Genomic DNA, 22,723 nt, shown 5'->3' with positions numbered 1-22,723 from the left:
GCCCGGCCAACGGTGTCCCGCCGGGATGCCGTCGACGCGCACGGGCCGCCCCGGGAGACGACCATGCTCTATCGCGGAAGCTGTCACTGCGGCGACGTGAAGTTCGAGGCGGAAGGGGACCTGCAGGGCGTGACGGCCTGCAACTGTTCGATCTGCCGGCGCAAGGGGGCGCTGATGTGGTTCGTGCCGCGCGACCACATGACGCTCGTCACCTCCGACGACAATCTCGCCACCTACCTGTTCAACAAGCACGTGATCCGCCATCGCTTCTGCAAGCGCTGCGGCATTCACACGTTCGGCGAGGGCACGCATCCGAACGGCACCGAGATGGCCGCGATCAACGTGCGATGCCTCGAGGATGTCGATATCGATGCGCTGCCCGTCACGCACTTCGACGGCCGCTCGCTCTGAGCGGCGCATCGTCGCGCAAGCGCACGAGCCGCCGTCAGGACGGCTCGACCGGCGCGGCCTGCGGCGTCGGCGTTTCCGCCTGCGGCGCGGGGCCCGTCGTGCGCGTGCCGGCCGCGGCCGGGCGCTCGATCAGCGGCGCGAGCGCCGGGGCCATCGACTTGAGCAACTGCACGGCCATCGCGCTCGTGAAGTCGTAGCGCGCCGCGTACGGCTCGTGCGCGGTCGCCGTCAGCACGCCGAAGAAGCGGTCGCCGAGCACGAACACGAACGTCCCGCTGCGGTTGACCTTGCGCGACTCGATCAGCCGTGCGCCGCGTGCATAGACATTGAAGCGCTGGTCGCCCGTCCCGGTCTTGCCGTACACCTCGAGCGTCTTGCCGTCGGGCAGCGTGAAGCCGCCTGCGAGACGCCGCGCGGTGCCGTTCAGCACGACGTCGCGCAGCAGCGTGCGCGACACGTTGACGATCTCCGGCGACAGCGTCGGCTGCGGCTGCGCGGCCGCGCGCACGAAGCGTGTTTCGTACGGCGTGCCCTTCGCGAAGTCGAGGCGCGTGATCGTCTCGGTCGGTGCCTTCTGGCCGCCGGTCGCGATCAGGCCGATCAGTTTCGCGAGCGCGTCGGGCTGGTCGCCCGAGGCGCCGATCGCGGCCGCATACGACGGCGTGACTTCCGCGAACGGATAGCCGAGCGCACGCCACGCCTTCGTGATCTCCCCGTACGCGCGCAGCTCGACCATGCGGCGAATGCGGCGGTCCTGGGTCGCGTGATAGCGCGTCTTGTACAGCCACGAGTACGTGTAGAAGCGCGCGTCATGGCTGTCGCGCTGCACGTCGGCGAGCGACGCGTTCGGGTGGGCGCGCAGGTAGTTCAGCGTCCACAGCGCCAGCGGATGGACGCTCGCGATATAGCCGCGATCGTTGAGGTTGAAGCGGTCGATCGCGTACTTCGCGTAGAGCGCGGCGAGATCGTCGTCCGACAGCGTCGCGGCCGGCGTGCCCTTCAGCTGCGCGCGCATCTGCGCGCTGAACCACGCGAACGATTCGTTCGGCGCGACGCTGCGCAGCACCGTCGCGATCTTCGGCGGCGACTTGCGCACGTCCTGCAGCATCAGCGCGAGCGCATCGTCGGGCGCCTTGCCCGCATAGCGCGTGTAGTAGCGCTTCACGTAGACCTTGCTTTCGCCGTCGACGAACTGCTCGAGATAATGCTTGCGCTGCTCGGGATCGCCGAGCCACGACGACGACGGCCCGGCCGCCTTCAGCATTTCGTAATGGACGATGTCGCGCATCAGCCGCACGAACACGAGGTTCACCGAATGCTCGAACGCCGCGTGCAGCGTCATGATCCGGCCGTTGTCCGACTTGTCGAAGTTCGAGAACACCTGCGCGCCGCCGCCCGTGTAGAACACGTCGGGGCTCGCCGAGTACTTGCGTTCGACCGCCGCGTCGAGCATCGCCTGCAGCGAGCGGTCGCGCGTGTGCGACAGGTAGTCCAGCGCCCAGTGCGTGAGACCGTCGAGCGGATCGGGCTTCACCTGCGCGAGCTGGGCGTTCGACAGGCTGCCGTACCGCGCGTGCAGGTCGGACACGATCTGCAGGTAGGTGATCAGCGTGCGCAGCTTCGCGGTCGAGCCGAGGTTGATGCGGCCGCCGCGGTTCACGTCGAACGGCTCGTTCACGCTGTCGGTCTGCACGCGCAGCAGGTTTGCCCCGTTGCGATGCTCGTACAGCGTGAAGCTGTAGGTGAGGTGCGACGGGTCGTCCTTTGGCGCGAGCATCTCGAAGCCGTACAGGCCGGCGGTTTGCGCGCCGTTGCGGGTCGACGCCTGCGCGAGCCGTTCGGCGACCGCCTGCTGCACGCCGTTGTCGAGCGTGCTGGTGGCCTCCAGGTCGAGCTGATCGAGCTGGTACAGGTCGGTCATGCCGAGCGCCGCCAGCAGCGACGCGCGCGCCGACGTCACGGCCTTGCGCGACACGAACGACTGCACGCGCGTGGCGGCCGGCGGCGCGCTGCGCTCGATCTGCGCGGCCAGCGCCGCATCGCGCAGCGCCGGCGAAATCACGCCGCCGTTCGACAGCAGTCGAAGATAGCTGTCGGTCAGCTTCTGCAGCGCCGGATAGCCGCGATTCAGGAAGTACGACGGCGCGCGCTGCGCAATGATCAGCGACAGCACCTCGCGGAACGCCTTGCCCTGTTCGTCGACGTCGTCGCCGGTCGTCGGCGCCGACAGGATCCGGTTCACGTCGTTGAAGTCGCGGCCGTACCACGCGGCGAGACCGTCGCCGATGCCGGTGATTTCACCGACGTGCGGCCGTGCGGCGAGCGGCACCGAGTTCAGGTAGCGCACCAGGATCGAGCGGCGCGCGAGCATCGTCTGCGGGCCGTTCAGGTACGCGAGGACCGACGCGGACGCGATCTGCCGCAACTTTTCCGGCGGTGTCGCGGTGCGCCCGCCGGGTGAATGGCGGAACTTCTCGATCTGCGTCGCGAGCGTGCTGCCGCCCGGGCGGGCCTGGTGATGATTGACGACGTGCAGCGCCTGGTCGGCGAGCGCGCGGCTGAAGCGTCCCCAGTCGATCGCCGGATTGCGGTTCGGCTGGCTCGGGTCGAGCAGGTAGCGATCCTCGATGAACATCAGCGAATTGGCGACCACGGGCGGCACGGCGTCGAAGTCGGCGTAGACGCGCTGCGGGAAGACGGTCGCGAACAGCGGCGAGCCGGTCGAATCGAACAGCATCAGCCCGGTCTGGTCTTTCTCTTCGTAAGGCAGGAACAGGCCGCGATCGGCCAGCGACAGCATCCGCTCGGAGTCGCGCGCCTGCTTGCCGACGACGAAGCCGCGCGCGAGCAGGCGCTGCTGGAACGCGGGAATCATCGAATAGCCGAGGCGCTGGTCGTACGGCCCGTTGGCGGGGAAGCGGATGTGATCGCTCGCGCCAGACTCGACGGTGTAGCCGACGTCGCGCGTCAGCTCCGACAGATAGTGCGCCTGCAGGCGCGATGTCGCGAACTCGGTCATCACGAGTCGCGCAATGATCGCGATCGCGATCACCAGCGCGGCCAGCAAGGACCACTTGATCCACGTCCAGACCGAGGCACTACCGGTCACGCGCGGCAGGATGCGATTCAGCGGCCGATTCATGGCGGCGTCTCCCTGAAGGCACGGGCTCCGGCCGCGCCTCATTAAGGATTAGTGTAGTCCTCAAGCGCGCGCTGCCAAGAGCGGTTCACTACTGAGATGCACCGACGCAACAGCCGTGCCCATACCGTGTGCGGCGCCGCGGCGCGACTGCCCGAGCCGCGCATGGCGCGGCTTCCCGGCTGCTGGCGGGCTCGGCGGGGAGTTGGTCGCCGACGCCGGGAAAATGGTGCGCGATTGTTGCCTTCATTTACCTGACGAAATGATCGATCAGGTGATCGACGAAAAGTCGGGCCTTGCGTGGAAAATGGCGCCGGCTCGGGTACGCGACATTCATCTCGAGTTCCTCCAGCCGAAAGTCGGGGAGCAGTGTGCGCAGCCGGCCGCCGGCGAGATCGGCTTCGACGAGGAAGTCGGGCAGCACCGCGATGCCCATGCCCGCCAGCGCCCAGTTGCGGATCAGCCCGATGTTGTTCGACGACGCGGACTTGTTCGGGCGCACGGTGACGCGTGCCGCGCCCTGTTCGAACGTCAGGTGTTCGCCCGCGAAGTCGGCATGAAACGCAAGGCATGCGAGGGACGCGAGGTCGTGCGGATGGGTTGGCGCGCCATGCCGGTCGACATACGACGGTGCCGCACAGACGATCCGCTTGATACGCGTGAGCGGGCGTTTCACCAGGGTGTTGCTGCCGATGTGCTGCGACAGCAGCAATCCGATGTCGAAGCCTTCCGACACGAGATCGACGTGGCGGTCCACGATCGTGACTTCCGGCACGATGGCCGGATGCAGCGTCTTGAACGCATCGATCGCCGGGGCGAGCATGTGCATGCCGAACATCACGGGCGCGGCGATCTTCAGCGACCCGATCGGCTCGTGGTGCATCGACGCGATCGTTTCCTCGACGCGGTCGATTTCCTCGATCACATGACGGATCTGCGCGAGATAGAGATGACCGGCATCGGTCAGCGACAGGCTGCGCGTCGTGCGGTTCAGCAGGCGCGCGCCGAGCCGGTCCTCGATACCCATGACGAGGCGCGTGGCCGACGAATTGGAGATGTTCAGCTCGGTCGCCGCGCGTGCGAAGCTGCGCAGTTCGGCCACCTTCACAAATAACCGCATCGGGAGAAGTTCGTCCATTTTTTATCGATAAATAAAAATTGTTTATTGAATTATATCTATCGATTTATCCGGTTTTGAAGGCTTGTTCCGGTGAATGATTATTATGGAATCGCCTGTTGATCAGGATGGTGAACGGTTCCAGAATAACCGGCTGGACGGGCTTTGGGCTGGCCTTTTCGCGATCCGATCTTTCCCGGATATAAACCTGAGCGAGCGATTTGTATTTAGTAATTGTACGAAAATATTGGTGAATTTAATCATCAAGATATTTAATAACCGGCACGCAATTCGATTCGGGCGGGACGCGTCTCTATCGCCACGATCGGGATCGCTTCGTTCACGTCGATCATGACCTCGGCGGCGCGGTGATATCCTCGCGAAACGCCCGCGACCGACGGGCGGATACCGATTGCCCGTGCGCGGCCCGACGCCGTGCCGCGCGGCGTTTCCGAGGGAGAGCCGAACCATGAGCCGTAAATTCATTCTGAAGGGCGACACGACCGACCACGGCGGCGTCGTGCTCGAAGGGATCGCCAATTCGTCGTTCGACGGCCGCGAGCTTGCCTATCTCGGCGCGCCGGTTTTCTGCGCCGCGTGCAAGACCCAGGGCGTGATCGTGTCGGACGGCGGCGAGCGAACGATGACCGTGATGGGCAAGGTCGTCGCGCTCGAACACGACCTGTGCCAGTGCCTGTGCACGCCGCAGCCGAAGCTGATCCCGTCGCAGGGGACGGGGACCCTCTCGGGCTGACGTCCGTCGCATCCGGGCGATGCATGCGGCGGCCCGTCCACCGTCAGACGCTGCCTTCGGTCTCGATCACGAGAATGCGTGCTTCGCCGAGCGGATGCGCGACGTGCTCGGTACCGATCGTTGCGTGGAATACGTCTCCCGTTTCGAGCACCGTCGCGTGCTCGATGCCGGCTTCCCGGTAACGCATTTCGACCCGACCGTCGAGCACCGCGAACACTTCCTCGCCGTCGTTCACATGCCAGCGGTATGGCTGATCGGTCCAGTGCAGGCGGACCGTGATGCCGTTCAGTTTCGCGATGTCGAGCGCGCCCCACGGGCGCGGCGCGGTGAACCCGGTGCTGCGGATGATGTTCATCGATGATCCGTGAGTGCGAATGCCGCCGAGGGCGGCTGACCGCGTGCGGCTGCGCGGCGCGCAGCCTGTCTGCCTGCCGGATGCCTTCCGAGCGAAGTCAGCGCGAAGTCAGCGCGACATCGTGCGCAATGCTGCGTCGACGATCTGCGTGCGCTTCGCCAGCCCGGCCGCCGAACGCTCGGTCACGCGCTTCAGGACCGACGCCGGCGCGGTATCCGGCGAACCTGCGTCGAACGGCGGCGCGGGTGCGTACTCGAGTGCCAGCTGGATCGACTGCGCCTCTTCGTTGCCAGCCAGTTCGGCGGCGATCGTCAACGCGAAATCGATGCCGGCCGTCACGCCGCCGCCGGTGATCAGGTTGCCGTCGCGTACCACGCGCTCGCGCACGGGCACCGCGCCGAGCGGCTCGAGCAGCGCATGAAACGCCCAGTGCGTCGTCGCGCGGCGGCCGCGCAGCAGGCCGGCCACGCCGAGCAGCAGCGCGCCCGTGCAGACCGACGTCACGTAGCGCGCGGCGGCCGCACGCTGCCGCACGAACGCGATCGTTTCGGCATCGAGCAGCAGGTCGTTGATCCCGATTCCGCCGGGCACGCAGATCACGTCGAGCGGCGGACAGTCGTCGAACGTGCAGGTCGGCGCGAGCGCGAGGCCGCTGCTCGACGCGACGGGCTCGCGCGATTTCCAGACCAGATGAACCGCCGCGTCGGGCAGCGACGCGAGCACGTCGTGCGGGCCGGTGAGATCGAGTTGCTGAACGCCCGGAAACACGAGAAGGCCGATATGCAGGGTCATGCGAACACTCCGAAGGGAAGGGGCGGCGCCGCGGCCGGCGCACGATGGACAGATCGATTCTAGGCGCGTAGTGTTTGGCGAAATTGCCATATCGCCCACGTTTTCAGCCAATCGCCATGTTCGCCGCGCCGCGCTCGATCGTCATCCTCGCGTTCCCCCGTGCGCAGTTGCTCGACGTGACCGGGCCGCTGCAGGTGTTCGCCTCCGTCAACGAGCTCGCGCAGGCGCGCGGGCAGCCGGCGCCGTATGCGCCGCGCGTCGTGGCGCCCGAGGCCGGGCCGATCGAGACGTCGTCCGGTCTCGTCGTGATGGCCGATGCGCTGCGCTCGGCCGTGCGGCCGGATACGGTGATCGTCGCCGGCGGCAAGGGCGTGCACGCCGCGTCGCAGGATGCGCGGATGGTGCGCTGGGTCCGGCAGCAGGCGCGGCGCGCGCGACGTGTCGCGTCGGTCTGCACCGGGGCATTCCTGCTCGCCGAGGCCGGCCTGCTCGACGGGCGGCGCGCGGTCACGCACTGGGCACGCTGCGACGAATTCGCGGCGCGCTATCCGAACGTGCGCGTCGAACCCGATCCGATCTTCATCCGCGAAGGTGCGCTATGGACGTCGGCCGGCGTGACCGCCGGCATCGATCTCGCGCTCGCGCTCGTCGAGGAAGATCTCGGGCGGGCGATCGCGCTCGACGCCGCGCGCGAGCTCGTCGTGTTCCTGAAGCGGCCGGGCGGCCAGGCGCAGTTCAGCGCGATGCTGTCGATGCAGCGCACCGACGACCGCTTCGGCGAACTGCATGCATGGATCGCCGAGCACCTGAGCGCCGACCTGTCGGTGCCCGCGCTCGCCGAGCGCGTCAGCATGAGCGAGCGCAGCTTCGTGCGTCACTACCGCGCGGGAACCGGCCGCACGCCCGCGCGCGCGGTCGAACAGATGCGTGTGGAGGCCGCGCAGCGCCTGCTCGGCGAAACCGCGTGGCCCGTCAAGCGGATCGCCACGCGCTGCGGCTTCGGTTCGGAAGAAACGCTGCGGCGCAGTTTCGTGCGGGTGCTCGGCGTGTCGCCGCAGGGCTATCGCGAGCGGTTCGTGCGGTAACGCGTCGTTGGACGGCGGAGCCGCCCGCACGCGGCGATCGGGGGCGGAGCGATCGTCGTCCGGAACTGCACGAAAGCCGATCACTTTCGAGTCCGAAACGCCGTGACTATTCAGAAGCGGAGAACAATAGACAGGGGCTTGTGTCGTGCCCGTTGCGGGCTCTATTCTGTTTCGTTGGCGATTCGAAGGGGGGCAACATGGACCGCATTCAGGCAATGGAAGTTTTCACCCGCGTCGTCGACGCGAACAGCTTCACGCGCGCGGCCGACACGCTCGCGATGCCGCGCGCGTCGGTGACCACCATCATCCAGAATCTCGAGGCGCTGCTCGGCGTGCGCCTGATGCACCGGACGACGCGCCGGCTGTCGCTGACGCCCGAGGGCGCCGCGTACTACGAGCACTGCATGAAGATCATCTCGGAGATCGCGGAAGCCGACGCGAGCTTCCAGACCGGCAACCGCAAGCCGAGCGGCGTGCTGCGCGTCCACATGCCGAGCTCGCTCGGGCGCCGCATCGTGTTGCCGGCGCTGTCGCTCTTCCGGCAGCGCTATCCGGACATCACGCTCGATCTCGGCTTGTCGGACCGCTACGTGGATCCGGTCGAGGAGGGCATCGACTGCATGATCCGGGTCGGGCCGCTGGAGGATTCGTCGATGGTCGCGCGGCGGATCGGGATGCTCAAGCGCGTGACCTGCGCGTCGCCCGACTATCTGGCGCGTCACGGCGAGCCGCAGGAGATCGCCGACCTGGCCGATCATCATGCGGTGAATTTCCGCGCGAGCCACGGTGCGCGGGCGATTCCGTGGGTGTTCATGATCGAGGGCAAGCCGGTCGAGGTGCGGATGAACGGCAGCGTGACCGTCAACGATTCGGATGCGTACGTCACGTGCGGGCTCGAAGGGTTCGGGATGATCCAGCCGACGCTGTTCATGGTGCTGCCGAACCTGCGCGACGGTTCGCTGGTCGAGGTGTTGCCCGACTGCAATCCGAAGCCCAAGCCGATCTCGATCGTGTATCCGCACAACCGGCATCTGTCGCAGAAGGTGCGCGTGTTCGCGGACTGGATCGCGGAGCTGTTCGAGTCGACGCCGGCGCTGGAGGGTGGTGAGAACTGGCGGGGGAAGGTGCGAGCCGAGGTGCCCGACGCGCAGCGCGGGGCGGTGGTGGCGTAGCTGCGGGCAGCGCGTAGCCCGAAGGGTGGGCGACGCGCGCATCGCGTGCGCCGGATGAAGCAATGAAAAAAGCCGCTGATCCTTGCGGAACAGCGGCTTTTCGCATTTGGTGGCGAATCAGGGATTCGCGATTGGTACTCGGAACCGCCCGTCCAGCTTGCGTCCGCGGCTGCTACACGTTCCAAGGATAGCAGCCCGGGGTAGCAGTTTCCAGGCATGCAGGAGCTGCTCCGACCAGCTCAAAATTTCTCATTGCAACCTCGACAGTCAGAACTGGCGGCCGAATTGCCCGGTAACCGGCTTCCGTCAGCCGCTCAACTAGCTGTGACACCGCGAAGATGGACTTCATATTTTGCGAAAGCATCGTCCTGTCTCAGGTGCGCGTATTCGGCGAGCACTGTCTCCAATTTGTCATGCAGTAGTTGGCTAACGGTAAGGAAATCGTTCGAATGTTTCCTCAGGTAGTCGGTTGCAACAAGATGTCGCAAAGCGTGCGGTCCAAATCCCGGTGTCTGAGGAATAAGCCGTCGTGTCAGCCTGAAGAAGTGCTTATTCAAACTGGTCCACTTGCCCGAATCTTCGTTCGGGAAAAGCCAGTCTGCCTTGGGATTGGCGCGGAGAAGGCGGGGCCGGAACTCGTCAAGGTACTCCTCAATTCGGGCTGCGAGGGCTCGTGGTAACGGCGCGTCGTACGTTCCCTTGATTGCTTTGCGGTCGTTTTTGAAGTCTTGCGGACCGAAGCGAATTCGCCACTGGCCGTCTTCACGGCGATACAGAGAGCCCGTGTTGTTCGGGCGCCAGGTCATGGTTACCAAATTTCGAAGGCGAAGCGGGTTTGCAATCACAATCGACAACAGCAGCGCGTCGCGCTTGCGAGTCGCTTCTAGCCTGCTGCCTGGAGCTGCAAACGCTGCTTGTTGGTCAAGCAACTCGACAGCTCGGAGCAGGGGGGCCAATGGCTCTGACATATCGAGCAGTGCCTGGATAGGCTCTTCTGGCCGTCTCGACACATCGGTTGCGTCGTTCGACCATTCTTTGACGAGTTGTAAAGTTTCTCGGCACGCGTTTGCCCAGTTCAGGTTCAATGTCCCGGGCGGCAGGCGCTCAATGAGTTTAGGCTGCTGCGCGACGAAGCCCGTCTCGGAATTGACGAGACTCGCCGCGAGCGCCGCGAATGCCGCATGACCTCCATGAACCAAACCGCCGGCCTGTCCTCGCAGGAATTCAAGGTAAGCGTTGACGGCATCGCGAGAAGCAAACCATGCGAGGCTTTGCGCCGCGCCAGCAGAAACGCCGTACCCACCATTTTCCCGCGGGCGAACAAGAAAGCCGAAGAAGGAGCGGAACTTGTCTAACGTCTTCTGGGCAGTTGTGCAGTACAGGCCATTTCGCCAGGCGTGCGCCGCCGTTAATTTGGCCAGCTTGTCGCCGGGGAATAGTCGCCATGTTCCGCGGGGAGTTCGCGCTAGACTCGTCCGTTTGTCGGTTTTGTATGCGAAAAAGGCATTCCATTCCGCGAGGAAGTCAGTGGACAGCGCGTTCGGCTGAATGTAGTAAGTATCCTTGATATTACGCATTAGCCGGGCGCGATAGTCGATTTGAGCCGAAACTGTAGACAATGCAGCATCGTCGAGCGACTTCTTAACAGCCGGAATCAGAGACTCCAAGGCGCCCGCCTCTAGCTTCAGTTCTCGCTCAATCCGCCTAACAGATGGAAACGCCCGACGGTTCGGAAACGCGCCCTTCATCCATCTCTGGAGGGCAGTAGTCGATGCGCCTGCCCGCCTGGCGATGGTTTTAGGAGCTTCACCCGTCGATGCCAAGGCGGAACGTAGGGCGACGTGGAACGGCGACACTTCCGGACTCATTTTGCGCACCGGCTTGATGCGTCGGTGTTCATCGAGTAACGAGTCCGCTAACCTGCGCCATGCACGCAGATGACTCCTTCGGTCGCTCTTCGAGTGTGACCCTACACCAAGCGAGCACGAGTAATTATTCAAGCTGTCGTCGAATCCCGACAATAGTTCTTTGCCGACCGCGGATTCGACGGTTTTACCGTGAAACGCCAAGAAAGAGTGCAGGGTTGTCGGTTGGGTTCTGATGGCGAGAGATGTTGCGACGATTGGTTACGAAACAGTGCTTAAGTACAACCGGATTGCTCGACCTGAAGACAGGGTGTTGTGATGCAACGATACACTCGGGATGAGTTGGTGGCATTTATCCGGGAGGAGGCTTGCCTATCTCCCAAGAAGCCCGTCACCGATGACATGGATGTCGTCTATTCGCTAGGGCAACATGGCGATGACGCCGATGAATTCATGGAGAAGTACTTCGACACGTTCAAAGTGGACCGGGGGGACTATGACTTTTGTCGCTACTTTTTCATGGAGGGAGAGGGTTTTATCTCACATTTATTTCAAAAATTCATAATGAGAAGGCCCCATTCCCTAAAGAGAGAAACAATGACCGTGGGAATGCTATATAAAGCAATCCTCCACGGCAAATGGGTGGGATTGCGAAGCTCTGTCGGAGGGGAAGTACTACTAGCAAGCGACTCGCGACGAGGAGTGCAAGAGAGCCGCCAGGACCCTCATCCATGTCGGCGGCAACATTCATCCTCTCGGGCGTCGCAACAAATACCTATGGTCTTCGGGGCCGCAATGAATTCCACATCTTGCGAGTTCACGTAGGAGCCTTAGAACCGGCGCGGCGCCATACGGCAAAGTGACGAACCGTCACTTGGTCAGCTTTTCGTTGCGTTTCTCCTTGCGGCTTTGCCGAGCCTTCGCCGACGCTCGTGCCCGAGACTTCCCGAACGCGACAGCCGCTCGTACGTCCATTTCAAGCGTACCCTGGTCCCTTTTCTGGAGACGCCACAGTCCGGCGAGAGCGCCATCACGTCTTGTGAGCCATAAAGCCGTCGCGTAGAGGCCGATACCAACGCCCGGTTCGCCAGCCTCTATGCGCATCAGCGTCGGGACGGTTAGCTACTCCCGCGTTTCCTCTCAAGATATCGTTCGTATTTGTCGGCCAGCGTGTAAACGTACTCGAAGATTGCGACGGTGAAGTCAATGATGTCTTGCGCATCTTCGCGAGTCGTTTGGACATCTGATGCATGCGCGCCGATGTTCCTCTCTACGCGAAGAGCGTCGGCCCAGGTAGATACTCCACGCTCGACCTTGGGACATAGACATGGTAGTCCCGGACACGGCGGCGTTCCCAGGCGTCGTGTGGCAGGTCCCGTGATAGCATCCGAAAGTTTGATTTCACGCACCAGCCGCGTGCAAAATCAGTCCCCAAAGTCAGGAAAACGTCAGCATGCTTACCGGCGAAATTCGCAGTCAAATCAACGCCATCTGGGACTCGTTCTGGTCCGGCGGTATCTCCAATCCGCTTGAGGTGATGGAGCAAATCACCTACCTCCTCTTCATCCGTCGACTGGACGAGATGCATACGCTCGAGGAGCAGAAGGCCGTTATCACGGGTAAGCCTCAGGTTACCCGCATCTTCGCGATTGGGGCGGACGACAAGGGACGCGATTACAATGACCTGCGCTGGTCACGGTTCAAGAATTTCGCGCCGGCTGAGATGTTCACGGTGGTTGGCGAGCACGTCTTCCCGTTCCTGCGCGTTCTGGGTGGTCAGGACACGACCTATGCGCATCACATGAAGGATGCGCGCTTTACCATTCCGACGCCCGGCTTGCTGGCCAAGGTCGTCGACATGCTCGACCACGTCCCGATGGACGACCTGGATACCAAGGGCGATGTCTATGAGTACATGCTGGGCAAGATTGCGAGTGCCGGCCAGAACGGCCAGTTCCGTACGCCCCGCCACATCATCAAGCTGATGGTCGCGATGACGGAGCCGAATGCGGACGACGTCATCTGCGACCCGGCCAGCGGCACGTGCGGCTTCCTCGTAGCCGCCAGCGAGTACCTGCGCGAGACCTACCCGAAGCTTCTCAACCATGCCGCTCGGCGTGAGCATTTCCATAACGGGATGTTCCACGGATATGACTTCGACAACACCATGCTCCGCATTGGCAACATGAACATGGTGCTGCACGGCGTTGAGAATCCAGACATCCGTTATAAGGACTCATTGGCGCAGGACCACGCCGGCGACGAAGAAAAATACTCCCTCATCCTGGCCAATCCACCGTTCGCAGGCTCGCTCGACTACGAGAACACGGCCAAGGACCTGCTTTCCATCGTCAAGACGAAGAAAACTGAACTCCTGTTCCTTGCGCTTTTTCTTCGGTTGCTGAAGCCAGGTGGCCGAGCAGCGGTTATTGTGCCCGACGGTGTCCTGTTCGGTTCGTCGAATGCTCACAAGGAACTGCGTCGAACCATCGTCGAAGACCATAAACTCGACGGCGTGATTTCTCTGCCCACTGGAGCATTCAAGCCATACGCCGGCGTGTCGACGGCCATTCTCGTGTTCACCAAGACCAATTCGGGCGGGACGGACCATGTCTGGTTCTACGATATGGAAGCTGATGGCTGGAGCCTTGATGACAAGCGCCAGCCACAACTCGATGAAGAGAGGCTGGGTGTGACGCCGGCACAACCGCTCACCGACTCCGAACACGTCAAGAACAATCTGCCGGATGCGCTGGCTCGGTGGAAGCAACGGGGAGGGGCTGAACGCGACCGTCCTCGTACTGCACAAAGCTTCTGTGTTCCCAGGGCAGAAATTGCTGCGCAGGGTTACGACCTTTCTATCAATCGGTACAAGGAGGTTCTGCATGAGGAGGTCGAGCATCTGCCGCCAAAGGACATTCTCACGAAGCTCCGAGACCTTGACGCTGAAATTCAGGCCGGCATGGCTGAGCTTGAGGAGCTGTTGCCGCTATGAACAGTCGGAATCAATTTACACTCGGTGAACTATGCGAAATTCAACGCGGCGGGTCACCACGGCCCATTGACCAATACATCACAGATTCCGAAAACGGTGTCAACTGGATAAAAATTGGCGATGTTGCGGAGGGCGAAAAATATATCTATACGACGAAGGAAAAAATAAAACCGGAGGGAGCTAACCGCTCGCGCCACGTCGCCGCAGGAGACTTTTTGCTCACGAATTCAATGAGCTTTGGTCGCCCATATATTCTTCGAACATCTGGCTGCATTCACGACGGTTGGTTGGTTTTACGATATGACAAAGCGCGTTTGGACGAGGACTACCTTTATCGCGTCCTGTCATCAGACTTGGTGTACGCTCAGTTCGTGAAACTTGCGGCCGGAGCGGTCGTTAAAAACCTCAACAGCGATGTTGTTAAGCAGGTAACGATACCTGTTCCCTCAATCGAAGAGCAACGTCGCATTGCTGCCATTCTCGATAAAGCAGACGCGTTGCGCGCGAAGCGGAGAGAGGCACTGGCGTTGCTTGGTGGCATGGCACAGGCGATTTTTGTCGACATGTTTGGGTCCCCTGTTAGAAATCCGAAGAACTGGCCGACGGCCAAGCTAGGTGAGGTCGGTACTTTAGACAGGGGTGTGTCAAAGCACCGGCCGCGTAATGCCCCGAAGCTTCTTGGTGGTCCGTATCCGCTAGTACAGACTGGTGATGTCGCGAATTCTGGCGGATATGTTGAGTCATTTTCCGGCACGTATTCAGAAGAGGGGTTGCGCCAGTCTCGGCTATGGCGAGCCGGAACCTTATGCATCACAATTGCTGCCAATATTGCAAAAACTGGGATACTCACGTTTGATGCTTGCTTTCCAGACAGCGTCGTGGGATTCGTGGCAAATGATAGAGCCACGATTGAATACGTTCGAGTATGGTTGTCCTTTCTTCAGAAAACTCTCGAAGAAAATGCTCCCGAGGTGGCGCAAAAAAATATTAACCTCGCGATACTGCGAGACCTTGATATTCCGCTACCTCCAATCGAGCATCGCATGCGGTTCTTGGCGGCTCTAGATGTTGTCAATGCTATGTCTAGGCGTGGTCGGGAAGCATATGCTTATACGGATAAGCTCTTTAAATCGCTCCAATCTGACGTATTTCATGGGAAAAGAATAAGTGAGCAACTTCACCTTCCTTCAACCCGAGTGGTCCTTCCTGCATGAGGATGTCAGCAAGGCGGAAGGCGCGGTAAACAACGACCCTCGGGTCGCCTGTATCTATGCGCGCCGAACCTTGGAACTCGGCGTGGCATGGCTCTACACTCACGACAAGACGCTCAAACAGCCCTATCAGGACAACCTTAGCGCATATATTTACGAGCCCACCTTCCGGAACGGGGTTGGCCACGCTGTTTTTGCCAAGGCCCGTTTCATCAAGGATATGGGCAATGAGGCAGCTCACAGTACGCGCAAAATTTCCCAGTCCGACGCGCTGAACTCGGTCCGCGAGCTTTTTCACTTTTGCTACTGGCTTGCACGTACGTATGGCCGGACATCCCATCCGGCGCCCGGGATTTCGTTCTCGGCACAACTCATTCCGGGTGCGTCGGGCACGCCTCCCCAAACCCAGGCGCAACTGGAGAAGCTGGTCGCCGAACTCCAGGAGCGCGACGAGAAGCTTTCTTCGTTGCTTGCCGACAAGGCGCAAACTCAGGCTGAGCTGGAAAAGCTGCGAGCGGAGATTGCCACTGCCAAGGCAGTCAACACTGCTCAGCCGGATACTCACGATTACTCGGAAGCCGAGACCCGAAAGGCCTATATCGACCTGTTGCTTAAGGAGGCTGGCTGGGCTATGGACCCGGCCAAGAACTTTGAGGTTAAGGTCGAGGGCATGCCCAATGGCGAGGGCGTCGGCTATGCCGATTACGTGTTCTGGGGCAGTGACGGCAAACCGCTGATGGTTATTGAGGCCAAGCGGACGACGAAGAGTCCAACGGTGGGGCAGCAGCAGGCGAAGCTTTATGCTGATTGCCTCGAGAAGATGTACGAGCAGCGTCCCATCATCGTTTACTCGAACGGCTACGAGCATTGGATATGGGACGACAAGTTCTATGCACCACGCGAGATGCAGGGCTTCTACACGAAGAGCGAACTGGAGCTCCTCATCCAGCGCCGCGCCAGCCGCAAGAAGCTCGGCGAAACGTTGATTGACGGCAAGATTATCGAGCGTCATTACCAGAACCGCGCAGTTCGCCGCGTGGGCGAAACGTTCGAGAAGGACAACCAGCGCAAATCCTTGTTGGTGATGGCGACCGGTTCCGGCAAGACCCGTACCGTCATCGCCCTGGCTGACGTGCTGATGCGAGCCAACTGGGTTAAGCGCGTCTTATTCCTCGCCGACCGAGTGGCGCTGGTCAATCAGGCGGTCAATGCTTTCAAGGCACACCTGCCTTCATCATCGCCAGTCAATCTGGTGACGGAGAAGAATACCGACGGTCGTGTCTACGTCTCGACCTACCCGACGATGATGAAGCTCATCGACGAATCGTTCGACGGGCAACGTCGATTCGGTGTCGGCTACTTCGACCTGGTCATCATCGACGAGGCTCATCGGTCGGTGTACCAGAAATACCGGTCCATCTTCCGGTACTTTGATTCGTTGCTCGTCGGCCTGACCGCCACGCCCCGGGACGAAATCGACAAGAACACTTATGGCCTGTTTGACCTGGAGCCGGGCGTGCCAACCGATGCCTATAGTCTGGATGATGCTGTTGCCGAGGGCTATCTTGTTCCACCCGTGGCAGTTTCTGTTCCGCTCAAATTCCACCGTCAGGGTATCCGGTACGATGAGCTGTCCGAAGAAGAAAAGCAGGAGTGGGACGAGAAGGAATGGAATGATGAGGGAATAACGCCGAACGAAATCGACTCCGAGGATTTGAACAAGTGGCTGTTCAATGCCGACACGGTCGATAAGGCGCTTGAAGTCCTCATGCAGCTTGGTCACAAGGTCGCCGGCGGCGACCGGCTTGGCAAGACGATTATTTTCGCCAAGAACAACGACCATGCTGATTTCATCGCGAAGCGGTTCGATGTGAACTATCCGCACTACAAGGGACAGTTCGCACGCGTGGTGACCTACAAGACCGAATACGCGCAGTCGCTCATCGACGACTTCTCGGACAAGGAGAAGGCCCCGCACATTGCTATTTCGGTCGATATGCTGGATACCGGCATCGATGTCCCTGAGGTAGTCAACCTCGTCTTCTTCAAGGTTGTCCGGTCTAAGACCAAGTTCTGGCAGATGCTCGGGCGTGGTACCCGATTGTGCAAGGACCTGTTCGGGCCGGGGCAGGACAAGAAGGACTTTTTCGTCTTCGATTTCTGCGAGAACCTCGAGTTCTTCAGCCAGGACCCGAAGGTGACCGAGGGAGCAACGGCGGAGTCCCTCAGTACACGGCTATTCAAGGCTCGAGTCGAGATGTTGGTCGAACTCGACAAACGCCGCAAGGACAAGACTGCAGGTGTGCCTGATGAGGGGCTGACGTTCGAGCAATTGCGCGGTGATACGGTGACCCTGTTGCAGACCCGTGTGGCCGCCATGAACCTCGACAACTTTGTGGTTCGCCCTCACCGGCAGTTCGTGGAGCGGTACGCCACCAAGCAAGCCTGGGACACGCTCGGCGACGAACAAGTTCATGAACTGAATACGCGAGTTGCCGGGTTGCCGTCCGAACTACCGGACGAGGACGAAGAGGCCAAGCGGTTCGACATTCTCGTATTGCGGACCCAGCTGGCCATTCTGCAAGCCGCACCAGGATTTGTTGGCCTGAGAGAAAAAATCCAGGCCATTGCCAGCGCGCTCGAGGAGCAGTTTGCGATTCCTGCCATCAAGGCGGAAGCCGAGCTGATTCAGGCCGTCGCCAGTGACGAGTGGTGGCAGGACGTTACGGTCCCCATGCTGGAAACGGTCCGCCGCCGACTGCGGGCTCTGGTAAAGCTGATTCCAAAAGGGCAGAAGAAGATTGTTTACACCGACTTCGTGGACGAACTCGGGGATGTACAAATCATCGACCTGCCACAGGTCATGGCCGGACTCAATATGAGCAAGTTCAAGGAAAAGGCGCGCCAATTCTTGAAAGAGCACGAATCGCATCTTGCTCTGCAACGTCTGCGTCGCAATCAACCGCTCACGTCATCGGACCTTGAGGAACTTGAGCGCATGCTGGTCGAGGCTGGCGGCACGCAAGAGCTTATAAACGAGGCGGTGGGGAAGAGCCACGGTCTCGGCATCTTTATCCGTTCACTGGTCGGTCTGGACCGCGAGGCAGCTGCTGCAGCGTTTAGCGAGTTCCTTCAAGGAACGACCGCGACGCCTAACCAAATTGAGTTCATCGACCTGATTGTCCAAGAGCTGACGCAGAACGGGGTGATGGAGGCCGCGCGGTTATTCGAATCGCCGTTCACGGATATAAATGCTCAGGGGCCACTCGGAGTGTTCCCAGCGGCGACGGTGACGCAGATTGTGCAGGTCCTCGCGGAGATTCGGGAAAGGGCGGTGGCCTGATGACGGTAGTCGAGACTAACGTCAACTCCTAGGCCTGAAGGCAGCTTCCAAGGTTCGCTTCATAGACACCCCTTTCGCACAGACACAATCATGACTCGACACTGGTCTCAAGACCCCTACTGGACCGACGCCCTCGAAAAATTCGTGGCCATGCGAGAGAAGGGGGCAACGAAGCTGACTATTGACCTCAACGCCTTCGAGGAGACTCTCCACAACGGTGACGGCCCCGCATATCGGGCCCTGGAAGCCATGGTCTCGGTTCACGAACACGAGGGATATGAGGGTTTCCGCGGCGCGCCACGTATCGTGGCGGCGCTCCTTGTGATTCTCAGTGAGAGCACGACATGATTCCAATTCTGCCAGCGGATGCTTGGCGGGAGTTCCGGGGGGCGGCCGCCAACAAGGGGCAGAACCACACTACCCACCAGGCGGTCATCGCCGACGCAAACGGCCGTTTGCATAAATGCTTTGTCAAAGCGGCTCCGCTCGGCAACCCCATGGTGCTCACTGAGAGCATCGCATGGATGATAGCGGCTGCCCTCGACCTGCCTCGACCGGAGTTCGCAGCTGTTGTTCTCTTGCCTGTTAGCAGGCTTCGCCAGAGCATGCCGCTGGACCAGCATTGGCTGAAGTACAAAGAGGTACCAGCCTTTTGCACTTCAGCCGTTCCCGGCAAGCACATCACCGCGCGGTGGAAGTGGCTCCAAGCCGCTCGAAAGGCAAGTGCGTTCAAGCACCGCGACATCGCAAGAATCGCTGCATTCGACCACTGGGTCGAAAATCAGGACCGCCATACTGGGAATTTCCTGCGGACGTCGGGTGGAGACTATATCCCCATCGACAACGAGCTCATTCTCTACACGCTAATTTGGCTAGCAGGCGGTCTCCAATATGCGCACAACAGTTTGCGCAAGGAGGCCCGAAATCTGCTCAAGCAGGCCGGCTATACCAGGTTTGAAGCGTCGATGGCGGTGGCCTCCTTGCAGCATGAGCAGGCTCTCGTGCAGGTCGCACCATCGCTCGAGCAATTCATTTCGAAAGTGATTTCCGACTCGACTGAAGCTGCAACGCTGACCGCAAACGTTCTGCAGTTTCTGGGACATCGCGCTCAACGCGATTGGCTAGCCAATGAATTGGGGTGCATCGTATGAGAACCTTGTTCATGTCGACCGGCTCAGACCCTCTTGCTCATGTCAGGCGACATGCGCTCGCCGTGCCTGCCCCCGAATTTGAGGGCGTCTGGGCGACCATCGAATTGCAACCAGATGCTTTCGCGCCCCAACGCTACACCGTTGGAGTTATTGTCGGCACACGTGGTGGGCCGTTCAGCTTCCGTTTGCTCGATGACCTGTCGAAGTTTGAATGTATCTATGGCCGGGACGACCTTGGTCAGATTCGCGACCTCATGGAAGCGGCCGAGCAGGGCATGCTGCGTGCACAGAAGAATGGGGCGGGTCTCGAAGACGTGCCATTCGAGACGGACGCTATCTCAATCGGAAGTCAGTGGGCGACATCAGGCGTGTCCGTGGATGCTGTTTTGAGTCGGCTCTATCACGACGTCGTGCCTCTTGTGCCTCGCGAAGAACGGAAGACCCGTGAATTCATCACGCTCGACAACGCCGCTGTGCGCCGTCTTGTTGATGACGAGTTGAAGAAAATTGCCGGGTTATCGTTTGAGAGAATTAGTACCGAGCCGCAACGAGCGCTTCTCGATGAATCGACGGGGCAGTCTCACTGGCTCGAATTCAATCTCGCTCCCCCCGGCAAGGCTGGGAGCGTCATCTCGGCGGTGTACAAGACTCCGACTAGCGTTGAGCTGAATTTCTTGCGCGCATCGAGAGACCTGACGACCTATGCCCGGGTGAACCGTCTTCAGGACCGAGGCCTGGGGCTTTTCGTCATGACGCCGGCAACAGACAGCATGCCCGCGCTAGACCGAGAGAGGATTGAAAATATCCTTGGCGAGCAAAGTTGGAGCCTTGAGCAACAGGGCTTCGTAGTATCAGCTCATGATGACCCTGGCCCACTGGCACGCGACGTTTATGAGTGGGCGTCGGTCGATTGAGAAGGCTCTCTAACAGTTAGCACGCTCAATATATGCCGACCACCTCAAGGGGAGGTCGGCCCTGCGGTCGCGGGAATGTTTCGATGCGCACAGTGGAACGACCTCAGCCGGTCTTGCGCGGCGCGTCTATCTTTACTCAGGAATAAGGCACCCCAGATTTGCCAACCGGATACCCATGGCTTGTGGGCTGACTTCAAATTGGGCCGCAAGTGCAGTCGTCACTTCTTCGGCAGAACTGTCGGGCGACTGTTTCCGGTTCTCGGCCAATTTCTTATAAACCCAATCGGAAGGCATCAAGAGCGCGGCCGCAAACTGGTTGGCAGCAATTTCCTGTGGGTCTATTGCTCGGCCACTGTTCTCGTCCCTTCGAAGGACTGTCCCGTCAACGAACATCTCTCCTTTGTGCTGTAGGACGAGATGTCCGAGCTCGTGAGCAATGGTGAATCGTTGGCGAGTCTTACTCTGATGAGAGTTGACTCCAATCAGGCACTTTCCTGGCTGATTTACCAAGAGTCCCGACAGGTCTGATTTCAAGGTCTGAAACATGACCTTGCATCCCATTTGTTTGGCGACAAGTTCAACATCGACTGGTGCGTCAGTCACACCAGCGGTCTGAAGTGTCTGTCGTGCTTTATTTTCTGGGTTTGCCATGTTTTAGCGCTTTTCTTCGAGAGAAGCGAGAACCTCGGGCGAATCTAGGAAGTCTCTAGCCCATTGTCTTTCTGTCTCGTCACCAAGTTTGGCCAGTGAACTCTCCAGCTCAGCAGGAAGCTCCGACTTCTCCTTGGTCTCACTTCTTGGAGGTAGGAGAGACGAGGGTTCTGCGTCAACGGCATCAGCCAGTTGATAAAGCATGTGCAACGAGACCTGCTGTCGTCCCTTCTCGATATTTGTGACAGACGTGCGTCCAAGCCCGACCTTCGACGCCACGTCATCCTGCGTCAGGTTGGCTTTAATTCGGCGCTCCCGCAGCGCCCGCCCGAACTCTTCATAGAACTTGTCCATGTTCGGCAGTATAACTCGCGCCGCGTATATGTCAATATTGATGACATGTCAAGATGGCTGACATGCACCAGAAAAGTCATCATGGTTGACATGCCGGTTCCGCTGAAGGACAATCTGGCTAACATCGAATGGTTCGATGTCATTGATGCAAACTTTAGAGGTAACCATGCACAACCCTGAGCAAACCCCGGGCGAACACGCCCACGGCGACCATGGCGAGCAGCCGGGCCGCTCCCTGCCGCACCATGAAGGCCACGGCGAGCAGCACGCGCACCGTGAACCGAATCGCCACCACGAGCACCACGCCCATCACGGTCACCATGAACATCACGGCCATCACGAACACCACCCGGCGCCGCACCTCGTCACCGTCAGAATCGACAACCGTCCCGTCGAGATTGAGGCGGGCACGTATCTGGTTGCAGAGCTGAAGAAGAAGCTGGGTGTTCCGGCCGACAAGGTGCTCGAAAAGGTCCTCGGCCCCGGCGACTTTCCACCTCTCGACGATAACTCGCACATTCACGTCGTCGGCGGCGAAGAGTTTCTCAGCGCAGTCCGCACCGGAAGCTCGTCGTGATGGGGGGCCTCGACGACGAACGACTACGGCCGTTGCTGGCCGTAGTCCCTGGCGCCAAGGTCTTCATGGATGGACCGGAGGTATTCATTCATCTGCCCGCACTACGGCTCCAGGTCGGGGACAAGACCTACATCCTCGATGCACTGCTGGCACCGAATGGGGCCAACGGCTATACGAGCCGCCTCTACCTGTCGCAACGGATTGCAGAGCGCGAGCAAATTGTCGGCAAGCCTGCAAACTGGACCGAGCGCGTTATTGCTGGTCGCGTATGGCACGTCTGGTCCTGGCAAGGGGTTCCGTCGTCGTTGCCTTTGCTGGGCATGCTGGGTGCACACATGGTGGCGCTTAAATGACATCCATCACGATTAGCTCGACGCTGGTCGCAGAACTTCACCGCGACCTTGACCGGCCGCATGCCTTCGCCGCGGAACGGGTGGGGTTCCTCGTCTGCGAATCGACGATGGCAAACGGCGCGTGGACCATCACGGCTCAGCGATACATCGCGATTCCAGACGGTGAGTACGAGAACAATCCGAGAGTCGGGGCGTGCGTTTCTTCGAGCGCTTTTCGTCGCTTGCGCGCAACGGCGCACATGAGCCCCGTGAGCATCTTTCACGTGCACCGGCACGACCACCGCGGAACGCCCGGCTTCAGCGCCGTAGATGTCCACGAAAACAAGCGTTTCATCCCTGATTTTGTCAATGTTCGCCCTGAGCTACCTCATGGTGCGATTGTCGTCAGCCTCGATTCCGCGAGCGCGGTCTTCCTGGGGCTGGGACAGACGCAACTTGCAAGGGCCGGCGTATACCTGCAAAAACCTCATTCGCAAGCGGAATT

21 protein-coding genes and 1 pseudogene are annotated in these 22,723 nt (G+C 60.5%); 14 read left to right on the top strand and 8 right to left on the bottom strand.

Translation table 11 applies throughout. The annotated features are described in order from the left end of the window. The first annotated feature begins 63 nt into the window (after positions 1 to 63). A complete protein-coding gene (locus ACTJKF_RS13830) occupies positions 64 to 411 on the top strand; it encodes a GFA family protein (RefSeq protein ID WP_440624088.1) in 348 nt (115 codons plus the stop codon). A 34-nt stretch (positions 412 to 445) separates the two neighbouring features. On the opposite strand, the gene ACTJKF_RS13825 is transcribed toward ACTJKF_RS13830, so the two are convergent. Together ACTJKF_RS13825 and ACTJKF_RS13820 are read right to left on the bottom strand one after the other, a co-directional pair. Further along, a complete protein-coding gene (locus tag ACTJKF_RS13825; RefSeq protein WP_440624087.1) occupies positions 446 to 3,553 on the bottom strand; it encodes a transglycosylase domain-containing protein in 3,108 nt (1,035 codons plus the stop codon). A gap of 247 nt (positions 3,554 to 3,800) precedes the next feature. Beyond that, entirely contained in the window at positions 3,801 to 4,688 is an 888-nt protein-coding gene (locus ACTJKF_RS13820) for a LysR family transcriptional regulator (protein ID WP_440624086.1), read from the bottom strand. A gap of 448 nt (positions 4,689 to 5,136) precedes the next feature. On the opposite strand from ACTJKF_RS13820, the gene ACTJKF_RS13815 reads away from it, so the two are divergent. Next, complete coding sequence (locus ACTJKF_RS13815; RefSeq protein ID WP_440624085.1) at positions 5,137 to 5,421, top strand: PAAR domain-containing protein; 285 nt, start codon at positions 5,137 to 5,139, stop codon at positions 5,419 to 5,421. Between the two features lie 43 nt (positions 5,422 to 5,464). Here ACTJKF_RS13815 and ACTJKF_RS13810 read toward each other — a convergent pair whose 3' ends face one another. Then, a complete protein-coding gene (locus ACTJKF_RS13810; RefSeq protein ID WP_440624084.1) occupies positions 5,465 to 5,776 on the bottom strand; it encodes a cupin domain-containing protein in 312 nt (103 codons plus the stop codon). Positions 5,777 to 5,884: 108 nt separating this feature from the next. Beyond that, positions 5,885 to 6,568 (bottom strand): DJ-1/PfpI family protein, encoded by a 684-nt coding sequence (locus ACTJKF_RS13805; protein WP_440624083.1) that lies wholly within the window; start codon positions 6,566 to 6,568, stop codon positions 5,885 to 5,887. A 116-nt stretch (positions 6,569 to 6,684) separates the two neighbouring features. Between ACTJKF_RS13805 and ACTJKF_RS13800 the strand changes: the two genes are divergently transcribed. Both ACTJKF_RS13800 and ACTJKF_RS13795 read left to right on the top strand, forming a co-directional pair. Then, complete coding sequence (locus ACTJKF_RS13800; protein WP_440624082.1) at positions 6,685 to 7,653, top strand: GlxA family transcriptional regulator; 969 nt, start codon at positions 6,685 to 6,687, stop codon at positions 7,651 to 7,653. Positions 7,654 to 7,850: 197 nt separating this feature from the next. After that, positions 7,851 to 8,825, top strand: a complete 975-nt coding sequence (locus ACTJKF_RS13795; protein WP_440624081.1) for a LysR family transcriptional regulator — start codon at positions 7,851 to 7,853, stop codon at positions 8,823 to 8,825. A gap of 314 nt (positions 8,826 to 9,139) precedes the next feature. On the opposite strand, the gene ACTJKF_RS13790 is transcribed toward ACTJKF_RS13795, so the two are convergent. Then, complete coding sequence (locus ACTJKF_RS13790; protein ID WP_440624080.1) at positions 9,140 to 10,693, bottom strand: tyrosine-type recombinase/integrase; 1,554 nt, start codon at positions 10,691 to 10,693, stop codon at positions 9,140 to 9,142. Between the two features lie 217 nt (positions 10,694 to 10,910). Here ACTJKF_RS13790 and ACTJKF_RS13785 point away from each other — a divergent pair. Together ACTJKF_RS13785 and ACTJKF_RS13780 are read left to right on the top strand one after the other, a co-directional pair. After that, positions 10,911 to 11,009 (top strand): annotated as a pseudogene (locus tag ACTJKF_RS13785) (STM2901 family protein); the annotation flags it as partial. Then, entirely contained in the window at positions 11,009 to 11,515 is a 507-nt protein-coding gene (locus ACTJKF_RS13780; protein WP_440624079.1) for a DUF1493 family protein, read from the top strand. The pseudogene ACTJKF_RS13785 and the gene ACTJKF_RS13780, both read left to right, overlap by 1 nt. 293 nt (positions 11,516 to 11,808) lie before the next feature. On the opposite strand, the gene ACTJKF_RS13775 is transcribed toward ACTJKF_RS13780, so the two are convergent. Beyond that, positions 11,809 to 12,099, bottom strand: coding sequence for a DUF4145 domain-containing protein (locus ACTJKF_RS13775; RefSeq protein ID WP_440624078.1), 291 nt, complete (start codon positions 12,097 to 12,099; stop codon positions 11,809 to 11,811). A gap of 44 nt (positions 12,100 to 12,143) precedes the next feature. Between ACTJKF_RS13775 and ACTJKF_RS13770 the strand changes: the two genes are divergently transcribed. The 6 genes from ACTJKF_RS13770 (at position 12,144) to ACTJKF_RS13745 (ending at position 20,304) form a co-directional block, all read left to right on the top strand. Continuing rightward, a complete protein-coding gene (locus ACTJKF_RS13770; RefSeq protein ID WP_440624077.1) occupies positions 12,144 to 13,685 on the top strand; it encodes a type I restriction-modification system subunit M in 1,542 nt (513 codons plus the stop codon). Then, positions 13,682 to 14,899, top strand: a complete 1,218-nt coding sequence (locus ACTJKF_RS13765; RefSeq protein ID WP_440624076.1) for a restriction endonuclease subunit S — start codon at positions 13,682 to 13,684, stop codon at positions 14,897 to 14,899. The genes ACTJKF_RS13770 and ACTJKF_RS13765 overlap by 4 nt, the downstream gene beginning before the upstream one ends. Then, positions 14,853 to 18,239: a DEAD/DEAH box helicase family protein gene (locus ACTJKF_RS13760; RefSeq protein ID WP_440624075.1), complete on the top strand. Its 3,387-nt coding sequence runs from the start codon at positions 14,853 to 14,855 to the stop codon at positions 18,237 to 18,239. The genes ACTJKF_RS13765 and ACTJKF_RS13760 overlap by 47 nt, the downstream gene beginning before the upstream one ends. A gap of 90 nt (positions 18,240 to 18,329) precedes the next feature. Further along, a complete protein-coding gene (locus ACTJKF_RS13755) occupies positions 18,330 to 18,587 on the top strand; it encodes a hypothetical protein (RefSeq protein ID WP_440624074.1) in 258 nt (85 codons plus the stop codon). Next, a complete protein-coding gene (locus ACTJKF_RS13750; RefSeq protein WP_440624073.1) occupies positions 18,584 to 19,390 on the top strand; it encodes a HipA family kinase in 807 nt (268 codons plus the stop codon). The genes ACTJKF_RS13755 and ACTJKF_RS13750 overlap by 4 nt, the downstream gene beginning before the upstream one ends. Further along, a complete protein-coding gene (locus ACTJKF_RS13745; protein ID WP_440624072.1) occupies positions 19,387 to 20,304 on the top strand; it encodes a hypothetical protein in 918 nt (305 codons plus the stop codon). Before ACTJKF_RS13750 ends, ACTJKF_RS13745 begins: the two co-directional genes overlap by 4 nt. 132 nt (positions 20,305 to 20,436) lie before the next feature. Here the strand turns inward: ACTJKF_RS13745 and ACTJKF_RS13740 are convergent, their stop codons facing one another. Both ACTJKF_RS13740 and ACTJKF_RS13735 read right to left on the bottom strand, forming a co-directional pair. Beyond that, a complete protein-coding gene (locus tag ACTJKF_RS13740) occupies positions 20,437 to 20,955 on the bottom strand; it encodes an ImmA/IrrE family metallo-endopeptidase (protein WP_440624071.1) in 519 nt (172 codons plus the stop codon). Positions 20,956 to 20,958: 3 nt separating this feature from the next. Continuing rightward, entirely contained in the window at positions 20,959 to 21,309 is a 351-nt protein-coding gene (locus ACTJKF_RS13735) for a helix-turn-helix domain-containing protein (protein WP_440624070.1), read from the bottom strand. 136 nt (positions 21,310 to 21,445) lie between these two features. Between ACTJKF_RS13735 and ACTJKF_RS13730 the strand changes: the two genes are divergently transcribed. Beyond that, positions 21,446 to 21,886: a hypothetical protein gene (locus tag ACTJKF_RS13730; RefSeq protein WP_440624068.1), complete on the top strand. Its 441-nt coding sequence runs from the start codon at positions 21,446 to 21,448 to the stop codon at positions 21,884 to 21,886. Next, on the top strand, positions 21,886 to 22,239 hold the full coding sequence (locus ACTJKF_RS13725) for a hypothetical protein (protein ID WP_440624067.1): 354 nt from the start codon (positions 21,886 to 21,888) through the stop codon (positions 22,237 to 22,239). Before ACTJKF_RS13730 ends, ACTJKF_RS13725 begins: the two co-directional genes overlap by 1 nt. Positions 22,240 to 22,723: the final 484 nt, after the last annotated feature.

Origin of the sequence: Burkholderia sp. 22313 (assembly GCF_052045245.1) — a bacterium.
Lineage (GTDB): Bacteria > Pseudomonadota > Gammaproteobacteria > Burkholderiales > Burkholderiaceae > Burkholderia.
The sequence above is the reverse complement of the archived record's forward strand: the minus strand, read 5'-3'. Positions and strand labels throughout refer to the sequence as shown.